The following is a 19,510-nucleotide window of genomic DNA, read 5'->3' as shown; positions in this document are numbered from 1 at the left end:
AAAACGTAGCGACGTTTTCCGAATTCTTATGCCCACCGCACCCACTCGGATAAAACCCAGCCTCCCCGCGATGTTACCGCCAGTGCCCAGCCGCGCCCCGCTCCCACCTGGCACATCATCTCGCTTCAGCTATACCTTTCACACGGTTCTATAGCTAGCCGAGCGCGCTGGGCGCTTAGGTATTAAGCGGGACAAAAGACCGGTTCCTGTACAACTTGCCCACCCCACCCCTATGCGCGGGACTAAGTTTTATCCGAGTCGGTTAGGCGGGCGTTAAATCCGAAAAGGCAACGCCTTTTCGGATTTTGGGCAGGAGGAAAAACTTATTCCCGTGCTTGCGAAGCGGGAGGAAAAACTTAGCCTCTCCGCGCGCTTTGCACCGGTTACATGACTTTCGTTTTTTCGATTTTCTGGGCGGTGTCGTGGATCCGTCCCGCAATCGTATGCCGCGAAACCACCCCGAGAGCCAGGTTCGGAATTAGGAATATCAGGATTATCAGCAGGTTATAGGCAAAGTCCCCTGCATAAATCCCAGCGATAGCCGAACGCATCAGGTTAATCGCATAAGTGGCGGGCAGCAAGGGGCTGATGTTTTGAAACCATTGCGGCAAAAGTTCCAGCGGATAGGCTCCGCCAGCTGCAGAAATCTGTAGTACCAACAGTAAGACTGCTAAGGCTTTACCGGCATTGGCAAGTGCTACCACCAGGGTATAAACGATATTGGTAAAGACGGTAGAAATTACCCATCCCGCCATAATCAGCAGGAAGGGGTGCGCTGGTTCGATTTCCACGAATACAATCAGCCCGAGCATAAGCAATGTGGATTGAGCCATCCCAATCATCCAGAACATAAAGTAACGTCCCAAGTACTCTTGAGCTCCGGTGAATAGAGGTTTTCTTGCGGTGGCTTTCGTGGTCGCTTTCGCACCCGAAGTCGGTTCTGGTTCGTCAGGTTTCGTGTCTGCCTCTTCTGAGCGAGACGATTCGCCCTCATCCGTTTCTGGATCATCGGAAGTATCTGCAGGTTTTCGGGCTGCAATCGTGTCCAGGTAGCGTTTACCTACATTCGCAGAAACGTCAGTGCGCAGAAAAACCCCGGCTAGGAGCGCCCCAACCCACAGGGCGATCACGGTAAAGAGTGGAGTCATACCTACCCCAAAAGTGGCGACTGGGAACACCGCCTTACGTTCTACCGCTACGGGGGAAGAAATCAAACGGGCAAAACCTTCGGGGTCAGCTCCCAAGGTGGTGGCAATTTGGTTCAAGCCTCCTTTTGCCCGGGCGGACGTAATCTGCTCATGCGCTTGGTTCAAGCGACTGGCACCGTCCCGCATCTTTTTAGCGGTATTGTCCAAGGTTTTTTGAGAGCGGCGCATAGTCTCGATCATCCCACCTGAACTTTCCGACAGGTCGGCTTGCACCGCCTGCAGATGCGAACGGAAAACCTCCACATTCTCTCCGGCAGATTCTAGGTTCTCCCGTAGGCTTTTTATTTTTGGCTGCAAGTTTTTCTCATAATTGGATCGAGCGGTGTCAATAGCCTGTTTTGCTTCTGCTATGGAACGTTTAGCCGTCTGCCTCAGCTCCCAATCGCGAGTTCCTCCTCGACGCAGGTCAGCGGCTATAGCGCCCAGCTGTTCCGAAAGTACTTGTTGGCGCGCAATCGCCGCGTCCATATCTGCCAGCAACCGGTCAACCGCAGGCTTGTCCCCCTGCCAATCTGCCCCTCCTGGCCTCAGTACCTGCTCAAGGGCGTCCCGCGTACGTTGGAAGCCAGCGATTTGTTTATCTAGCAGAGTCTGCAACTCTTCGATGGTGGCAGCACTGCTTTGGGTGGTGCTATTGGCGGAATCCAGCAATTTATCCAACTGTTTTTGCAGATTGGCAAGATTACTTCCTGCCAACTTCACCGCATCATCCAGCTCAGAGGAGATGGCCGCGAAGGGATTGGCGCTGCCCTGGGCACTTTTGCCCCCGGAATCGAGGGTGGACCCTATTGCCCCCTCGAAAGAGTCTTGTACCCCTGCAGCCAGTTGTTTGGCTCCGGTAGCTAGCGGCACTGCCGAACCTATCAAGGTAGACAAAGAACTGAATGTGTTCGCCCCCGAATTTAACTGTGCAGAAAGGGTTTCGAGGTGGTTGCTCAACCGATCCAGAGCTACCTGAGTGTCGGCAGTGTCTAGGTAATCGGACACGTCCTCAGCGATTCCTACGGTTACTTCAGCCAAGGTTTGCGAAAAAGTTGTGTTAATTTTCGCGGTGACGCCTTGCGCGCCTTGGTTGGTGAGATTTGCTGAAAGCGGGTTCTTCTTTTCGTTGGTGTACAGCGTGATATTTGCGGGGGCAGCCCCGCCAGCATAGAACGTGAACATGGAGTGAGAAAAATCCTTGGGCAATACAATTGCCGCGTAATACTCTCCCGAGCGCGCCCCTTCCAATGCCTTATCTTCGCTGGTTAATACCCAATCAAACTGGTCATTTACCGCCAGTTCCTTGAGTACGGTGTCTCCCACATTGACTTTTACGTTCAGGATTTTGCTGGTGTAACCCTCATCGGTGCTGGCAACGGCAATCTGCAATCTTCCCGAGTTTGAGAAGGGATTCCAGGTGGCCAGCACGTTGAACCAGGTGAAGAACAAAGGCACGGCAATCAATAGAACTATGGAAATCCGAACCATGATACTGCTGCGAATCTGACGGAAGTCGTCACGAATGATAAAAAATATTTCGTTCATCGTGTCTCCTCGCTACTTGCCGAGGCATCGGTTTCGCTCACCGACCTGTCTCCGCTTTGATCCGTCGTCTCTGCCGCTGGTGTTGCTCTTGTGAGGCGATGTTCCCCGCTACCCCAGTTTTTTCCGCCGCTCAGACCCTTGGAGCTACCCGCAGTTTTGCTTGCGTTTACTTGTCGCTGGCGAGCCAGAGATTCGAACAGTTCATCTTGCGTCAAATGCGACAGCCTCTCTGCTCGTTCTATGGAGCTTTTCAGCACGGCTACGCCAACTAAGGTTCCAATAATAGCGACTCCCCAAATAGCTAGTATTCCCAGGAGCACGGACTTACTGGCGGAGGTTATCCAGGAAATCATCCCTAGTACTACCAGTCCTAATATCCCCACGATACTCAGCCCATTAATCAAAGCGGGATAACGGGCATTGAACCCCTCTTGACGCAGCTTAATCCGGGTGGAAAACTCTTTCCGGTTAGCCAGAAGCGCAATGATGTTACTCAAACGGTAACCGCGACTTTGCAGCTGAACGTCTTCATTCACTACCAGTTCAGTGCGAGCCAAATCGTCGTAGAACAATTGGGTGAAGTAACCGAAACGCCGCCTGCCCAAATACCCCAGGAGGAACATCGTGACGCTCATGAGTAATAGAACGGATATAACATGCCAGTAACGCCCGTGATAGAACCCGCCGATAGTTTCTCGGATTGCATCAATGCCGTAAGAAAATGGGAGTATCGGGGAAAGCTGGCGGAAGAATCTGGGCATGAGCTCGATCGGATAAATACCCGAGGCACCGGGAATCTGCAACACTACCAGCAAGATTGCCAGCGCTCGCCCCACGTGACTGAATGCAGCGGCCAAGGCATAGATAATTGCCAAATAACACGGCCCAATCAGCATGGAGGTAGCAATGAAAGCGGGAGCGCTGGCCGCTTTCACTCCCAACAGTAAACTGCCCACGCTAACGATCAACCCCTGCCCGATAGACAACGCACCGGAGAGCATAAATCGTCCCAGATAAGCCGAGCGCAAACTCAACCAGTCAAAGCCGTCTTTATCGACTTCTACTCGGAAAATAATGACCAGAATAAGTGCACCAATCCACATAGAAAGATTGATGAACATAGCTGCCATTCCCGAGCCATAAGAGTTGATGGGGAACAGTGTCTTTTGGTCGAATTTCACCGGCGCGGTCAGGTAGCGCCCAATATTAGTTGAATCCAGGCCTATAACTGTTTTCAAAGTGCCTGTCCGGAGGGCGGTTGCCAGCGCGGCCACATCGGTTTGCGCTCCGCGAGCCGTAGTAGACAACCCGTTTAGGTCCCCCTGCACCTGGTCAAGCACATTTTGCGTGTTAACAATCTGCTCATCAACGCCGCGGGTCAGCGCCGAAATCTCTCTAAGAGAAATCCGCGCAACACTCACCGCGGATTTAATGGCTCCCAGCTGTTGTGACAGCTGCGTCACCCGGGCATTTAGCGCAGAGGCAGCCTTAGCGGACTGTTCACGTAGACCAGTGGCGTTGCGTTGCGCATCGGATAGAGACTGGTCAAAGGATTTCATCAGCGTTTTTAAATCCTCGGCGGTCTTTGCCGCGTCTGACCCGGTTTTCCCGACCACAGCGAGCAGATTCTCCATCTCATCCAGCTGGGTTTTCAGCTTGGTAGCAAGCTTTTGCGTCTGCGGGAATCTTTCCAAAACCGCAATCTGATCACGCATTTTCGTTATTGAATCATTCGCCCTCTTAATTCCTGACTGCAGCTGCGAATCCATTTCGGTGAGTTTATTCGCTGCATTAGACACCGCTGAATTAGCCGCCGCCGAGGACTCATTTAGCGCCTTTTGAGCGTTAATACTGGCTTGTCCCGCCTTAACAGCAAATTCGGAAGCATCGGATACCACCGTTCCTAGAATGCCTTGGGCATCCTGCAAAGCCGCCGAAACATCAGCCAATGCCGGATCAGCTGCAGAAAGCGCAGACCGGACTTTTTTCATAGTCTGTAAGGAACCCGCCAAAGAGGTATTGGCGGAGTCCAAGGCACCTTGCGCATCATTGAGATCCCGGTTGATACCGCCCAAGGCATCCAGAGTGCTTCCTTCAGCGCCAAGAATACTCGCGTCGATCTCTAAACCACCCTCACGCAGAGCCTGCGCAATGGCTTCACCGACTTTTCCCCGGAAAGCTGAGGTGATTTGAATATCGAGTTCATTTGCTCCGGCATCGGTAATTTTGGGCGCAATAGCGCCTTTCTTTTCATTGACGCAGTATTCAACAGTCGGCTGTTTACGTTTGCCGCTAAAAATATCGACTAAGTCTTCGCTAAAGGTTTTCGGGATAACTAAAGTTGCATACACTTCCCCGGTTCTGATTTTGTGATCGGCAGTGTCTTGATCGGTAAACTGCCAGCCGAGCTGGTCATTGTCTGATAATTGTTCGACTACGAGGTCACCAACATTGAGCTTACCGGTCAGCGCAGAGGAGGCTCCCGCATCGTTATTCACTACCGCAATAGGCAGATTTCCCGTTTCCACATAGGGGTTCCAAAAAGCCAAAATGTTCAGCCAGGTATAAAGGGCTGGGGTAACCAAGATACCGAATACGATAATTAGGGAAAGCGGAACCGCAATAATCCGCTTCAAGTCCCGAGTGAACACCCGCCAACTATCTCTCACCGTCTAATCATAACCTCACGTTAGAATTCTGACAGTTCCCGCTGCGCCCCTTAGTATTCGCCCCTGGAAGAATCCCGGTGCCACAGAGTTTTGCGCGTTCACCACCAGATTTAGGTCAGTAAACCTGCCCGATTTTAGAGTCCTAAAAACTCTTTGACCTTTGGGAGTTCACTTTGCATCTGCTGGTAGCCAGCGGAAAAATTCTCTTCCAGCTTGGCGGGATTATCTTCAAAATTCGCCACCCCCATATGCTGCGGATAAAACACATAAGCTTTACCTTCCGATTCCAACCTCTCTAGTTCGGCTCGGGTCCGGTTGTAATTGATAGGGCGTTCAATGACCGCCTTAGCAGCCTTCGGGTAACGAGTTAGCAAGCAGCGGTATGCCAAATCAGGTAAGCGGTTTTCTTTAACATATTCCCGCGGACGGGTCAGCAGAACCAGGAACTTTTCGTATCCATCTGCCTGCGCCACGTCCAAAGGAATTCCGCCACTGGGACCTATTGCCCCGTCCATGCAGGCCTCACCGGCAATATAAGTGACTCGGGTAGCTATAGGCATCGATCCCGAGGCCTTGCATACGTGGGTCAGCTTTTGCTCCGAATCCACCTGATTGCGTGAGAAATATAGTTCCTCTCCACGCTGCGCGTTATATACCCCTACCCGCCATTCGGCGGGATTTGCTGTAAAACGCCCGTAGTCCAGCTCGAGCATTCCCCCAGGTTCGGTCAGGTCGTAGTACATGTGGTGAGTGTCGAAAACCCCTTTACCTTTTACTGCTGTTTTCCATCCGCCAAAATCGGGGTCGGTGCTAATATCAATGAAGCAGCGTTTAGAACGCTGTGGAAGACGCGCCAAATAGTTCACCAAGTTGGTAGCACCTGCGGAAATTCCGGCGACATAATTCAAGTAGATTCCTGACTCCAAGAGCATATTTATTGCCCCCGCAGTGTAGCTACCCCGCATTCCCCCACCTTCGAGCAGCAATGCAGTGTCAAAGACATTATTCTCAAACTGTTCCATACCGTCTCACCCCAAAAACAATCATACGGCTTGCCATAGTACCTGATTCCGGGAACTTTAGCGCCCCCAACAACCGGTCAAACCTAGCCTCCCGACTGTCACTACCAGTAACTGACGATACGAGACGGGCTATGAAAGCACTCCGGAGACCCCGTGAGTCCACGCAGGCTGGTTTCCGCCTCTCACCTGCCTGGGGGCGGGGGATAAGTTTTTCCTCCTGCCTAGGCTAGTCCGGTGTGCGGGAAGGCTGGGTTTTTCCTCCCGCCCAAGAAATTCGGAAAACGTAGCGACGTTTTCCGAATTCTTATGCCCACCGCACCCACTCGGATAAAACCCAGCCTCCCCGCGATGTCACTGTCAGCGCTCGGCGCGCAGGTAATAAACGCGAAATAAGATCGGTTCCTGCAAAACTTGCCCGCCCCACCACTATGCACGGGAATAAGTTTTATCCGAGTCGGTTAGGCGGGCGTTAAATCCGAAAAGGCAACGCCTTTTCGGATTTTGGGCAGGAGGAAAAACTTATTCCCGTGCTGGGCGGAGAGAGAGGAAAAACCTAGCCTCCCTGCCCACATTTGCCAAACTTGCTACATGCTAGGACGCAGGGTTTGCAGCATGCGCTCTGCCCACTGGGCATTCGGCTCCACTTTAGAGCGCACTTTCGAGGCCGCCAGTTCATCACTGGCGAGCTGAGCTGCTACCTGTGCATCTAGGTGCGGAACCTTCATGGTGGCAGTGCCGGGTACCAAATCCAGGCGCACCCCGGCCAGTCCCAGATGCCGCTGCAGGGGACCGGCACTGGTAGTCACCGATTGGGCTCGCTCATGAGGCGCAAAGGTAACTTTGCGTCTAAGCCACCCATCACGATAGATAAGCACGGTATCGGTAGCAGCAAAGGCGCGGCGCAAACGGGCAAAGGGATCTAGCAACTTGGCTTTTTTACCAATGGAAATGAAAGAACCCACCGAATCCGAGTTCTTACCGTTGAAAGCCGTCTGTAGCAGTTTTTCACTTTCTGCGCCCTCGTTAATCCCTAAATCTCGAATCGCCATGTCTAAAATAATTTTTGCTTGCTCCAAAGTTCCTACTGGTAAAAGCAGGTTATCGGCAGCTTGCTTCTTTTGGTCGCCACTGGTTTCCACCCCATGCCCGGCGAGGGTAACTTCTGCTTGCCACCATCCAAAAGGTCGCCACAATAAAGGTTGCAGAAAGCGAATTGCGTGAATCCGTCCCGGCGGCAAGGTCTGGGATTTGAGCGCAAGCAGACCCGAGGTGACCCGGATACCGTCGTGCGTAATATTGGCACTGAAATTGAAACCGGAGTTAAAACGCGACCAGGCATAAGACAGTATCATCAGGGGAATAATTCCAATGGAAATAATGGTGGGGATGATGCTTCCCGCGACTATCCCCTGCACAGTTAGATCCGCCATGATGAACAGTACGATGGCGCCAACCGCCACGATCAGCGCCATTAGTAGCAACCAGACTGTTTGGGAAGTCAACAGCACAGAGGCGATCAGGCGTCCTGGGGAAACCCGATAAACTTCGTATTCGTCTGCAGCTAAGTGGTAATCGTCCTCGGCAAAAAGCGCAGTCCCCGCCAAACCTTGGCCACGCTGCTGTGGGGAATGCTCACTAGGGAGGGGGCGCCCCGCTATCCGGGCTACTACTTCCCGGCGGGCTTGATCTAAATATTTATTGGCCAGAAACTGGATTTCTACCCGCGAGCCTTGCCCACCTGCCGACTCCACACGCAAGGCTCCCAATCCAAATATACGAGCAGCTAAGGGTCGATAGACATCTACTGATTGCACGCGATCTAGGGGAATCTTCCGGTGTTTTTTAAAGAAAATCCCGCGGCGATACTGCACATCGGTAGCGGTTACTATCCAAGAGGTCGCTCGCCAGGCGAAATACAGGTAGATGATTAACAGCGTTAGCATCGCCAGCGGTACCGCAATCACTAGCAGCAATATTCCCGGATGTCCCGGTACGTTTTCCCGGAGGTTCTTGATCAGCATGATCACGTTATTAAGCGACTGGGTTAGGACGACTACCACTATGATCACCAGAGCCTGCCACACTTGTAGCAGCGGGGTGAGCCAGTGTACTCGTCGCCAAGCAGATTCTGCTACCCGACCAGCGGGGGCACTAACAGAATCGGCCACGGTCAGGGAATGCTGTCTGTCAGCAGTTGTGGCAGCGGTCTCCTCGGAATATCCCGAAGAGTTTTCATTTGTTACTTCGTGGTATTGATCGCCCATCTAAATACCCTCAAGATTGGTTTCAGCAAGTTCCGAAATTTCTTCCCGCAATTGCGCGGCCTCTTCGCGAGGAATTCCCGGCAGCTGTGCATCGGTAGTTGCCGAAGCGGTATGCAGTTTTACCTGTGCAATCCCGAAATGACGAGCAACCGGTCCTTCTTCTACGTCCACATATTGCAGCCTGCCCAAGGGAACCACAGTTAAGGATTTGAACATTATCCCCTTGCGAATCTGCAAGTCCGTTCCGGTAACTGCCCAGCCCATAGCGCGCACTTGTCGCGGAATTAGCCATAGCAGCCAAAGAGCTATTCCCAGCACCAGTGCGATCACCCCCAGACCGATCCATTTTTCGGGGAGGGCTAAAAATAGAATTATCGCTACTGCTGCGAAGCAAAGTAGAAAAAATGCTACTGCTGCCAAACGTACCTTAATAAGTTCCAGGGAAACCGGACGAAACTTCACCCCTGCCGGTGCGAATGGATCTAACTGAGAGGAAACCATCTAATGTCCTTTTTTGCTTTTATCCTATCAGCACCATTCTCAGCACTCAGAGCGGGGGCATTAATCTCTCCCATTGACACGGAGCCAGCGCCCCTTTGACGCTTGCCCTCGCAGAAGACCTATAGATAGCGCCAGGCTATTGCCCATTTGTTAAGGACTACTGTCCTTTTTAGTGTTTGCTTATTTTGAACACATTTTTGGGCACAAAAAACCCCGGGCAGTTGAGGGATGCCCGGGGTTTTTTCAGGTAGTAAGAGGATCTACCCGATCATAAAGGAACGTGTAAGGCTGATAGCACCGGCTGCACCGATGCCACCCAAGATAACGATTCCGGCGAGGGAACCGGCGCCGCCCATGCGGTCAATCGCGGAGAGATTGTTGGCCGCATAAGCCGTAGCATCAACATCGTTAGCGGTTAGGTTGCCGCTAACTTCGGTCGTACGAGCCTGAATCTGAACGGTGGTCTGAACGCCCTCATTGGACAGCCCCTCGGCAGCCTGTGCGGTCAGCACGCCAGCAGGAATCAACGCTGCCGCAGCGATTCCGCAAGCGGCCATCTTCTTGATCGAAGTTCCCTTGTTCATTTCAGTCTCCCTCACGACCTGAATTCTTTCTTGTTGGTATTAATATTACCACCCGGTCAAATGAAAGCAAGCTAATTGCTCTAATTTATGCGTGATCTACGTCACGATTCGCAAAAACTTATGTAGTGGAAAGTAGGCCAGTTTTAGAATTAATGCCTCTATCAGCCATTATAGACACTTTATGGATTGTAACAAACTGATAACGCCAATACTTACCATCCGGTAAGTATTGGCAATTTTTAGGGTTTTCTCCCTAAAAACCATTGAACTGTGACCTAGATTTAATAACTTTTTCATCACTTCAAATCTTTTAGTGCCCGCGCTCACATAAAGTGTTCTATGCACCTACCGCATTACTTCCACCAGAAGAGCTACCCTCGCCCAGGCACCTAAGTACATCCTCTCGGGATTCGCTCTCTACGTATATATAGAGTGCGCAGAAAACCGAGCTTGCCCGGCTACTTCAACCCACAAGCGCGGCATAGTTGATAATCTAAAACCGTGAATGACATGGATAATTTCCTTCCCTTAGCTGCAATGGCCGCTGCCGCGCTACCCGAAACTGACTTCGTTTCGCTATGCTCGCCTCGATTTGAAACCGAAGATCTGCGCGTATGCGCAGTCAAAGATACCGCTGAACGCAAGTGGCTAGTGAACTGTCCTACCACTGAACACGCGGACAAGCAGCTACTAACCCAAACCCAGATTATGCAGGAGCTCTCCCACGACGGCGCGCGCCTGCCCTTCCACCTCCCCTGGCCATCCCACACAGTGCGAATAGTGGGAGGAAAACATGCCCTCGTCCATCCCGCTTTCCCCGGAAGGCCTGCTCAATCAGAAGATTTTACGGTTTCCGATAAGCTTGCTGCCTCCCTAGGGGAAGCGCTAGCTGCGCTGCACGAGCTACCCGCCCGGGTTTTGCAAGCCAGTGAGCGTCCCACCTTTTCTGCCGACCAGATTCGCCGGCCTTGGCTAAGCCTACTTGATGAAGCTGCCCCTACCCAGGCCGTACCGCCCCGGCTGTGGCAACGTTGGGAGGAACGCTTAGAAGATATTTCCCTCTGGCGTTTCGCTAGTGCCTTTATCCACGCAGATTTGCAAGAAAGCTACCTATATATAGATAAAGAAACTATCAGTGGCATCACCGGGTTCGGACAGGCTCGATTTGGTGATCCTGCCCGTGACTTAGCCTGGGTGGTTTCCTCATCCTCCGATGAGTTCGCCAAAGCAGTCCTAGAGCAGTATCGAAAACTCCGGCTTTACGAAGACCCGGAACTTAACACGCGAATTGAGCTTAATTCGGAGTTAGTACTCTTGGAATGGCTTATGCACGGGGTGCACCAAAACAGTAAAGAAATCATCACTGATGCTCGCGAGTTAATTACCCAGTTAGCAGACACCCTAGATAGTACCGGGCTGCTACCCGCCCTCCGCGATGACTCTACCCAGAAGCATCATGACTCCCGCGAAGAAGACGCCACCGCTAATCCGGGAGATTCCTCTGCCAGCGAGCCACTAGCGACTAGGGAAGAATCCGTAGCCGAGGACGAGGACGGGATAGTCACTGATAACTCAGTAGCTAACGAGAACGCATAGGTATCAAAAGTACCTAGACCAGATGTGGGAATAGCTCTTCGAGTTTTTGGGGAAGGCTTAAGCGCTCACTCCATTCGTCCAGATTGCATACTAAGTCATAGCGCACAAAATAAAGTGCCGCCTCTACCTCTTCCAAGTTCAGTCCCAGCGAATCGGCGTAAACCAGGCGATAAGTATTGATTTGGCGCATATAGTTCGCTACCGCATCTTCGTTTTCTGCGCTTATATTGCCGGAACTATCAAAGGTTAAGGCATCGGTTTTCCAGTCAATAATCGTAGGCTTGCCGGTAGCGGGATTGCGCATAATCGCATCGATGCGTGCCACTAATTTGGTCGCCATCGGCGCCGCGAATTCAATCTCGGACTCCAGATACTCCCAACCGCGATCAGGGTGCACGATTCCAGATTTCCATTTTTGCTGTAGTCTCTGCAGCGATTTAAGCAGCCCTTTATCTAGATCCTGGGGAACCGAATACACACAACCGCGCAGTTCTTGATCAACCCACTGGTGGAACAAGGTACCTACCGTAGCGCCTCCGGAAGGAAATGCTGGCAGTGGACGCCGTTGGCTCAACGCAAACCCCTCCGGATCCTCCTGTAATTTGCGCGCCCGCGTAACCCCACTTGAAACCGGAAGCTCCACTTGACCCTGCTTTTCCTTTTCCGCTTGTTCATCCCGAGTTAGCTGTACTGCTTGAAGCATCCAATCGGAATGTTTAGCTGCGATAGTTAATAGTTCTTCGGGATCTTCGGCAGACAATAAACTATGGAGCCAGCGATCATCTTGCGCGCCTGCTATTAGCGTCCTCAGTTCATTGGCGGCACTGGAAAGCCGCGATAGCTGTACAGATGGAGGCGTCGGCCAGAGGACTTCGCTGGGTAGTGGCATCCAGTCATCTTCTTCCGCCGGTTTCCGGTTTCGCAATTCCCGCATTTTCCCACTGGGATCTATCTCCACTAAGAACTGGGAGGGTACCCGTTCAGTGCTGGTGGTAGCGGTGTGCGCGCTGCCGCCAATTAATAGTTCCGACTCCGCGCGAGTAAAAGCCACATAGGCCAGGCGCCGGTCAGCTAACTGCGAGGTAAATCCCAAAGCACATTTATAGCTTTCTATAACTTTGGGATTATCGGAATAGGCCTGTTCTGCAAAGTCATAACCGCTTTTTTCCAGGCCGCGCTCGATAGTTGGTAGTACTTCCTTATCTGGGCGTAAGTCATAGGGAATCATCGCGACATCGGTAATCCAAGATGATTCACTGCATTTACCGTTCCCCGCTTTAAAGGGAGCTTTGGGAAGGTTTCCCTGGTGGGTGCGGCTTTCATCTAGGCCCGGAATTGCGACCCAAGTCCATTCCAGGCCTTTGGCGGCGTGAATAGTCATTAGTTGAATAGCGTTCGGATCAGGCTCCTGTAAGGGCATGTCGAGGCCAGAGCCTTGTTCATCCGCGAGCCGGAGCCAGTCTAAAAAGCTGTGCAGATTCGCGCTGACTCCACTGGATTCATATTCGCGGGCGATTTTGACAAAGCTTTCTAGGCAACGCTCGGACACTCCCCCGTCTGGGCGGATTTTTACATCCAAGTCCAGACGTAAAGCAAAAATCGTGCGTTGTACTAGCAAACCGAGGGGGTCATGGATATGACGACGCACAGTAGCCAACTGGGTGCGGAGAATACTCAGGCGCCGATGCGCTTCGGCGCTAAAGGCGCTGCCAGCTCCCGGGCACGTCCATCCCACTTCCGGGAGTTTATCTAGCGCATCCATTAGGAAGGCTTGGGGATTAATATCGGGGTTTTCATCAGGATTGGCCAAATACCTTGCCCATCTCCACAGCAGGTCAATATCTGCCGGGCTTATGCCGCACCCGGTAATTAGCCGCATCAGGTAATCCCCTTGTCCGGCATCTGCGGATACTTGCAGTGCCGCAATCACGTCGGCAACTGCCGGATCATAGATGAGTCCTGCCACCCCGGTGACCTCTACTGGAAGTCCCCGTCGGCGTAGCGCCTGAGTGATTAGCGGACCTTGGGAATGCTTGCGCAGTAACACTGCCCCCGTAGGCAGGCTTTCCTGCTTTTGCGGTGGAAGCTGCTTATTTTTGAGAGCTATCTCGTCGCGTTTCCTCCAGCGCTCAGCAAAAAAATCCGCCACCAGTTCGGCTTCTTCTTCGCAGTCTTTTGCAAAGTAGAAATGGACTTTTCCGGCCTCGTCCCGCTTTTGCGGACAGGTAATCAGTTCTTTAGCTTTTACCGAGGACGCGGGAGCGGCAAAAACATCGGGAGCAGGAGCGGGATCTAGCTTATATTCCGGGTTAGGAACCTGAGTCAAGAAGCGAATTTGCTGCTCAACCTGCTGGGCGCTTTCTCCGTCCGCAAGTTTACTTAAAGGCAATACCACCTGATTTGCTACCTTTAAAACCTCTTCCCGGTTGCGATAGGTGACCGGCATATCCTGGATATGATTGGTCATTTCTTGAGGGGCAACCCCGAATTCGGTTAAGAAATTTTGCATCGAAAGCTCAGAGGCACCCCGCCAGTCGTAGATAGCCTGGTTGGGGTCACCTACTGCCATCGCGCCTTTACCAGTAAAAATAGTAGAAAATAGTTTTAGCTGCGCTACGGAAGTATCTTGAAACTCGTCCAGCAATATCACGTCATAGCGTTGGCGCAGCGCACCCCGTATATCGGGGAAACGGGAAACTAGCATAGCCGCATAGTAGATTTGATCAGCATATTCGAGGTAACCATTTTCTTTTTTGTATTCCTCGTAGCTTTCAAAAATATTTAGTAGCTCACTGCGATGAGTTAATGAATCCAAGAATTCTTGCATCTTAGCATTCGGTTTCTGCGACCTTCCTTTCGGCTTGCCTAAGCTATAAAGTTCCCGCATCTGCTCTAACCCGGCTCGCACCTTTGCGATGTCTAATAGCTGGTCGCGTACCTGGGAACCGATAGCTAGAGCCCTACCTGCCGTAGTAGCCACAGTTTTATCAGTAGTTAAATCTCCCGGCCAGGTACTGACAATTTCGTACATAATCTGCCAGCGACGCGCCTCATCTAATAGCATGCTTGCCGGAGAAATCCCCAAACGCGAACCATATTGGTGCACAATCTGGTTTGCAAAAGCATTATAGGTAGAGGTTACCGGCAGGATCGTCCCGCCGGTCTCCGGATCGGTTAATACCTCTGCTACCTCAGAAAAGTCGGGGTTAGCTGCTAAGACCTGCAGGTTATCTCGCAGGCGGCTAGCCAGTTCTGCATCCGCCTTATTTGAAAAGGTAAGCCCCAGCACCCGATCGGGAGCGACTAAGCCGTTGGCCACCAGATATACTACTCGAAACGCCATGGTGGCAGTTTTTCCGGCACCGGCACCAGCAATAGCCATCATTGGTTGATCAACAGGGGCAGTAATAACTTTTTCTTGATCTTCATTCGGCGAATACTGTCCAATGGCTGCCGCAATCTGCGCTGGAGAGTAGCGAATATTTGGGGTATCATTCATAGCACTTGTTCTCCTTCAGCTTTTAGGGGACAACTAGAACGCAGGGAACAACGGTCACATCGCGGGTTTTCCACCGCCCGAAATACCGACCCGGAAACCACTTTTGCCGCCTGGATAATATTGTCGAGCAATAATCCTTTTTGCTCATCAGTTAACGGCGCTTGCACCATTTCTTTCGCGATTTCTTCATAGTCAGTTTCTCCCCTAGCTTTCCGTTTATGCTTGGAAAGATAGATCAAACTTGCGCTTTGAATCTGTTCTGGTGACCTGGCTAGCACTGGTGCCAGCATCTGGCGGGACCGGCTATCTCCTCCTAGCAGCGCAGCTTCTAAAACCAATTGGTAGCAGGCAAGCTGCAAATGTTCCGCTAGTTCCTTTTCGCTAGGAACCGTCTTGCCCGTCTTAAAATCGACTATTCTTATCCCGTCCTCGCCAGCTTCTAAACGATCTAGTCGGGCGGCCACCATCGCTGCGTCGGATACCACCGCATAGGAGCTAATTTCGGTTACCGCCGGCATTTTATGATCATCTAGATAGCGGCTGAGGCGGCGCACCATTTCTTCTCGTTTTTTCCCGTCTTGGCGCGAAAAGAAGGCTTCTGTTTCTTGTGGCCAGTGGGCGTAGAAGAACGCCAAACGCTCTGACAAGCTACTGTTAGTCATTTCTTCAGCAATCTGGTGCACGAGAGTTCCCCAAGCGGCGTGACCGGTAGCCTCGACTTTTTCCCCTCCCCGCCGTGAGAGCAGCCAGCGGAATTCGCATTCGTTCAGATTTTCTAAAGCAGAGGGCGATATTACTGCCCGGCTACCAGTAGATTTTAGTCCGGCGGGATTCGTCCACCAGTCACTATCTATTCCTACCTGACGCCAAGTATCAGGATTGGCGAACCGAGCTCCTTTAGAAGCTAGAAACGCTAAAGTTTCCACTGCTTTTTGGCGAGTTTCCCCATCCGTGTTACTGGCGAGCACTCCCCTTAGGTGTCCCACCAGGGAACGCAATGAAGGGAATAACTGATGATCACCGCGGTTTTCGGTTTGCAGATTCTCGCCGGCTCCCAGCTGTTGATCCCAATCACTGCCCAGGTATTGCGCGACAGAAAAATTGCTAGTTTCCAAGCGGGCATGCAGATTATCAAAAAATATTGAAGGGTTTTCCTCAGCGTCGCTGCACACGGTAACCAACATTTTGCTGCGAGCTCGACTGAGGGCGGATCTTGCCAGGCATCGTTCCCTCTCTAAGGCACGACTGCGAGATTCCCCAGGAGCAAACTGTAGCTTTCCAGTGGGACTAAGCAGAGCGGTGGCATGGAGCAGATCCGAGATTTCCCCAGAGCGCAGTAGGGAACCGCGCTCGGAAATAGCCGGCCATTGCCCGTCCTGCATTCCAATGATTGCGCAGGTATCCCAGGTGCGTCCGGCCGCAGAAAACACGGTTTCCAAAGCTACCGCCGAACCTATCCCATGAGTGCCGGTTAGCACGTCCTCGGCTTGGGTTTGTCGCAAGAGCACCTGGCAGTATGCCCGCATATCGGCATTTAAGTGGCGCTGTGACCAAATCTCGGCGTGGCGAACCAAGGCAATAACCGCATCTAAGGCTTGATCAGCAAACTCGTCTCCAGAAAGGGCGCGCTGACACCAAGAATCTTCAAGATTCAGCAAATCCCAAATTTTTTCTAGAACCACTAGCGGAGGCTCTTCCAACTTGGATAATGCTGCAGTTAAAACTTGGTGACAGAGAATAAAGATCTGTCCGCCCCCTACCATTTCCACCTGGGTAAGTGGGAAACGGGGGGTGCCGATGGAAGCATAAAAGTCTTCTATTTTTGCTTCTACAGCGATATCGGCGCCCACTAACGCGCGTTCCAAGCGCAGCATCTGCAGGGAATCCAAAGCGAAAAGCGGAGAGCGCAACAGGTGTCGAATTGCTTTACCTCGCGGAGAAACTAGCTTGTCATCAAGTAGATACTGCGAGGTAGACCAAGAAGTATTATCTGAGCTGGAAGGAGTGGGGCTATATTTACTCCTCTGTTTTGCGAGCTCGCTTTGTCCCGGCAGAGTAAAAAGTGACAATATGGCGCCCGTAACTTGGTTCGCTTTGAAAAGTATCGGCCTTTGCCGCTCATTTACGGGAATCTCCAGGCCCCGTAAAAGCGAAACTATTTCGTCTAGCTGGGAGCGGTTCCGCGCAATAATCGCCATATCTGCCCACGGGACTTGCCGAATTAGGTGCTGATAGCGGAGATATTCCGCGATCGCCCGAGCTTGGGAGGAAACGGTAGAAAACTCCGCAAATTTTTGTTCGCGCTTACTATCGCAGTCCGCCTTAGCGCTGAGGGGATCTAAAAGCTGCAACCCTCCCGAAGTTTCCCGGAAAGACTCTTCTAGCGTGACCAGAGGGCATTTCAGCTGCTCGGCCAGGTAACTACCGCCGTGGGGGTAACCCCCACGGAAGGTTTCCACCGCCACCTCCGGATTGTAGAGGGCAAAAACTTTCGTGCCTCTCTTTCCCATTTCTGTTAGCAGACGCACAGTAGAGGCCGGGCAATCTTGCAGGTCGTCAACTACCACCCAGTCAGGAAGCTGGGGCGGTGATAGTAATGCGGCGTCGCGTTCCCAGCCGTTTAAGACTTGACCAGCGCGATCTTGCATCCGCGCCGCATCCCAGCTGTTGTCTTTATAAGAGGGCTCGTATTGACTAAGCAATACCGCCGCCGCCTGCCACTCGGCAACCGCGAGTTCGCTACCTAACTCATCTAGACGTTGCGCGCTGATTCCCCAATGGGCACAGGTGGCAAACAGGGCACGCATTTCTGAACAGAAATAATCAGTTTGCCTGACCTCAGGGGTGATATATTCCGGCCAAGGCGCATCTACCTGCTTTAATAGTTCCTGAATCCGGGCGTCTTCTTGTGATCCGGTCAGCAATACCGGTTCGGGGAGTTGTTCGCGCCGCGCGCTAGCAAAATCTGTAAGTACCTGGAAAGCCAAGGCAGTAGGGGTAATGAATGGACGAGAGATAGGAAGTTTTCGACTCGCCCGCGCGGTATTTAAGTATTCTGCTCGCGCGCGGGAAGGAGCTATTCCTATTATCTGTTTGTGGTGGCGGTGAAGTAACTCCATAGCTGCCAGAGCCAAAATGGTTTTCCCGCTGCCAGCTGGCCCCCGCACTATTAGCGAACTAGGCGATTGCAGCTGTTCAAGTAACTGCTTTTCCTTTTCTCCTAGCTTCGGAATCTCCAATTCGGCAGGGAAAGGAACGGCGTGCAGACTAAAAGACATACAAATAATTATAGGAAAAACTTCAGTTCCGGTAGTGGGTTGGTTGCTCTGGCGCGATTTCCCGCTACCCGATTCGGATCCACTGCAGGTACCCCGGAAACTCGCCCTCAACTCCCAACACGCAGGCAGGATTTTGCGTAGTAGGTGGCAGCTAGGATTGGAAAGCGTATCCAAAGCTTTAGCTATTAGCTAGCAAGCGGGCAGCGCCCGGTGGCAAGCAGGTAGGATAAGGCTAGACGATTGTAAAACGGAGGAAAACGTGAATATCTCACTGGGACTTAAAGGTGTAGCTAAAACTTTAGAGCTGGAAGTAGCTATGGATGCTGACCAGATTAAAACCACTTTACAGGCAGCTTTAGATAAGCCCGAAGAGTTGCTATCGCTAACTAATAAGCAGGGTCAGCAGGTACTGATCAACCCGCGTCTAATCGCCTATTGCCAGATAAGCGAAACACAACCGCAGCGGGTGGGTTTCGGAATCGGCTAAACACCCGGCCTACCCGGGCGTTATATTTCTGCAGCTATCAAGCCTTCAGTCCGGTACGCTCCATTCGAGCCCGGTGATGTTCCTTGATCGCCTCGGGAATATCTTCCCCGTCCTCAGCCGTTAATTCGGGATAGCCCACAATGGCCTGACGGAAAGTAGAACGCACATCTCCGAGCACCCGCCGTCCCCACAGGGACAGCCTGGCCGGTACCGTCACCTGAGTAGCACACGCCTGAGTGATTACCGGCGCCGCCCAAGCTTCTTGCCCGCAGTCCCAGGAGACCTCGGAAAGCTCTGCTTGTGCTGGCGAGGAGAGTCCCGCAGTTAAGCTACGGTTGAAATCGGACATGGCTCCAATCGTTACGTAACTTTTGACGAGGCGTTCATACCAGTCAGTAGGACGCAAACGTTCCTCTAGCTGGACGGTCAGTCCCATATATTGCTTCATCTCTTCTGGTAGATCAACCCCGAGGTTTTGGCTAACCTGGGCTACTTTTTGATAGTTTTCCCAAGCCCGAGCCGACATGCCCCCTAAGGCGATTTCTTGATCCACCGTGGGGCATAGCGAAGCGTCTTTTGCTAGCCGCTGCTGCATAGCCAGGGTGAAGTATCCGATAAGTCCCAGTCTCTGTGCGTCACTCACCCTCTTAGACTAACGCGCCTTGGGGTTTGATTCTCGCTTTTGAACAGGCTCCAGTCGCTTCTAGCGTTCAAAGTTGCTTCTAAATAACTGTAAGTTGCGTTACCCATATTGTTTCCCCTCCCAGACGGTGGGTTAGGATGGAAGAGAAGAAGACGGGTTGACCGATCGTTTTCGTAAACGAAGTATTTTTAATAGGGCATCTCGCCCCGGCCTCTCATGTGCAGAGCCAAGA

General features: G+C 52.1%; 11 protein-coding genes. 2 read left to right on the top strand and 9 right to left on the bottom strand.

The genetic code is table 11. The annotated features are described in order from the left end of the window. Nucleotides 1-383: 383 nt before the first annotated feature. The 6 genes from L0M99_RS08465 to L0M99_RS08440 all read right to left on the bottom strand — a co-directional run bounded on the left by L0M99_RS08465 (nucleotide 384) and on the right by L0M99_RS08440 (nucleotide 9,775). Nucleotides 384-2,735, bottom strand: coding sequence for a YhgE/Pip domain-containing protein (locus tag L0M99_RS08465; protein ID WP_238128369.1), 2,352 nt, complete (start codon nucleotides 2,733-2,735; stop codon nucleotides 384-386). Next, nucleotides 2,732-5,404 (bottom strand): YhgE/Pip family protein, encoded by a 2,673-nt coding sequence (locus L0M99_RS08460; RefSeq protein WP_238128368.1) that lies wholly within the window; start codon nucleotides 5,402-5,404, stop codon nucleotides 2,732-2,734. The genes L0M99_RS08465 and L0M99_RS08460 overlap by 4 nt, the downstream gene beginning before the upstream one ends. A 134-nt stretch (nucleotides 5,405-5,538) precedes the next feature. Continuing rightward, a complete protein-coding gene (locus L0M99_RS08455) occupies nucleotides 5,539-6,426 on the bottom strand; it encodes a patatin-like phospholipase family protein (protein WP_238128367.1) in 888 nt (295 codons plus the stop codon). A gap of 584 nt (nucleotides 6,427-7,010) precedes the next feature. After that, entirely contained in the window at nucleotides 7,011-8,690 is a 1,680-nt protein-coding gene (locus tag L0M99_RS08450; RefSeq protein WP_238128366.1) for a PH domain-containing protein, read from the bottom strand. Further along, on the bottom strand, nucleotides 8,691-9,191 hold the full coding sequence (locus L0M99_RS08445) for a PH domain-containing protein (RefSeq protein WP_238128365.1): 501 nt from the start codon (nucleotides 9,189-9,191) through the stop codon (nucleotides 8,691-8,693). 260 nt (nucleotides 9,192-9,451) lie between these two features. Then, complete coding sequence (locus L0M99_RS08440; RefSeq protein WP_024058465.1) at nucleotides 9,452-9,775, bottom strand: hypothetical protein; 324 nt, start codon at nucleotides 9,773-9,775, stop codon at nucleotides 9,452-9,454. A 510-nt stretch (nucleotides 9,776-10,285) separates the two neighbouring features. Between L0M99_RS08440 and L0M99_RS08435 the strand changes: the two genes are divergently transcribed. Beyond that, the gene (locus L0M99_RS08435; protein ID WP_238128371.1) at nucleotides 10,286-11,371 is read left to right on the top strand and encodes a phosphotransferase; all 1,086 of its coding nucleotides are present in this window, start codon (nucleotides 10,286-10,288) and stop codon (nucleotides 11,369-11,371) included. Between the two features lie 13 nt (nucleotides 11,372-11,384). Here L0M99_RS08435 and L0M99_RS08430 read toward each other — a convergent pair whose 3' ends face one another. Both L0M99_RS08430 and L0M99_RS08425 read right to left on the bottom strand, forming a co-directional pair. Further along, complete coding sequence (locus L0M99_RS08430; RefSeq protein ID WP_238128364.1) at nucleotides 11,385-14,870, bottom strand: ATP-dependent DNA helicase; 3,486 nt, start codon at nucleotides 14,868-14,870, stop codon at nucleotides 11,385-11,387. Then, on the bottom strand, nucleotides 14,867-18,148 hold the full coding sequence (locus L0M99_RS08425; RefSeq protein ID WP_238128363.1) for a PD-(D/E)XK nuclease family protein: 3,282 nt from the start codon (nucleotides 18,146-18,148) through the stop codon (nucleotides 14,867-14,869). Before L0M99_RS08425 ends, L0M99_RS08430 begins: the two co-directional genes overlap by 4 nt. A 259-nt stretch (nucleotides 18,149-18,407) precedes the next feature. Between L0M99_RS08425 and L0M99_RS08420 the strand changes: the two genes are divergently transcribed. Continuing rightward, on the top strand, nucleotides 18,408-18,635 hold the full coding sequence (locus tag L0M99_RS08420; RefSeq protein WP_024058461.1) for a DUF3107 domain-containing protein: 228 nt from the start codon (nucleotides 18,408-18,410) through the stop codon (nucleotides 18,633-18,635). A 37-nt stretch (nucleotides 18,636-18,672) separates the two neighbouring features. On the opposite strand, the gene L0M99_RS08415 is transcribed toward L0M99_RS08420, so the two are convergent. Then, nucleotides 18,673-19,278 (bottom strand): ferritin-like fold-containing protein, encoded by a 606-nt coding sequence (locus L0M99_RS08415; RefSeq protein WP_238128362.1) that lies wholly within the window; start codon nucleotides 19,276-19,278, stop codon nucleotides 18,673-18,675. Between the last annotated feature and the right edge of the window lie 232 nt (nucleotides 19,279-19,510).

This window comes from Varibaculum cambriense (assembly GCF_022133705.1).
Lineage (GTDB): Bacteria > Actinomycetota > Actinomycetes > Actinomycetales > Actinomycetaceae > Varibaculum > Varibaculum cambriense_A.
The sequence above is the reverse complement of the archived record's forward strand: the minus strand, read 5'-3'. Positions and strand labels throughout refer to the sequence as shown.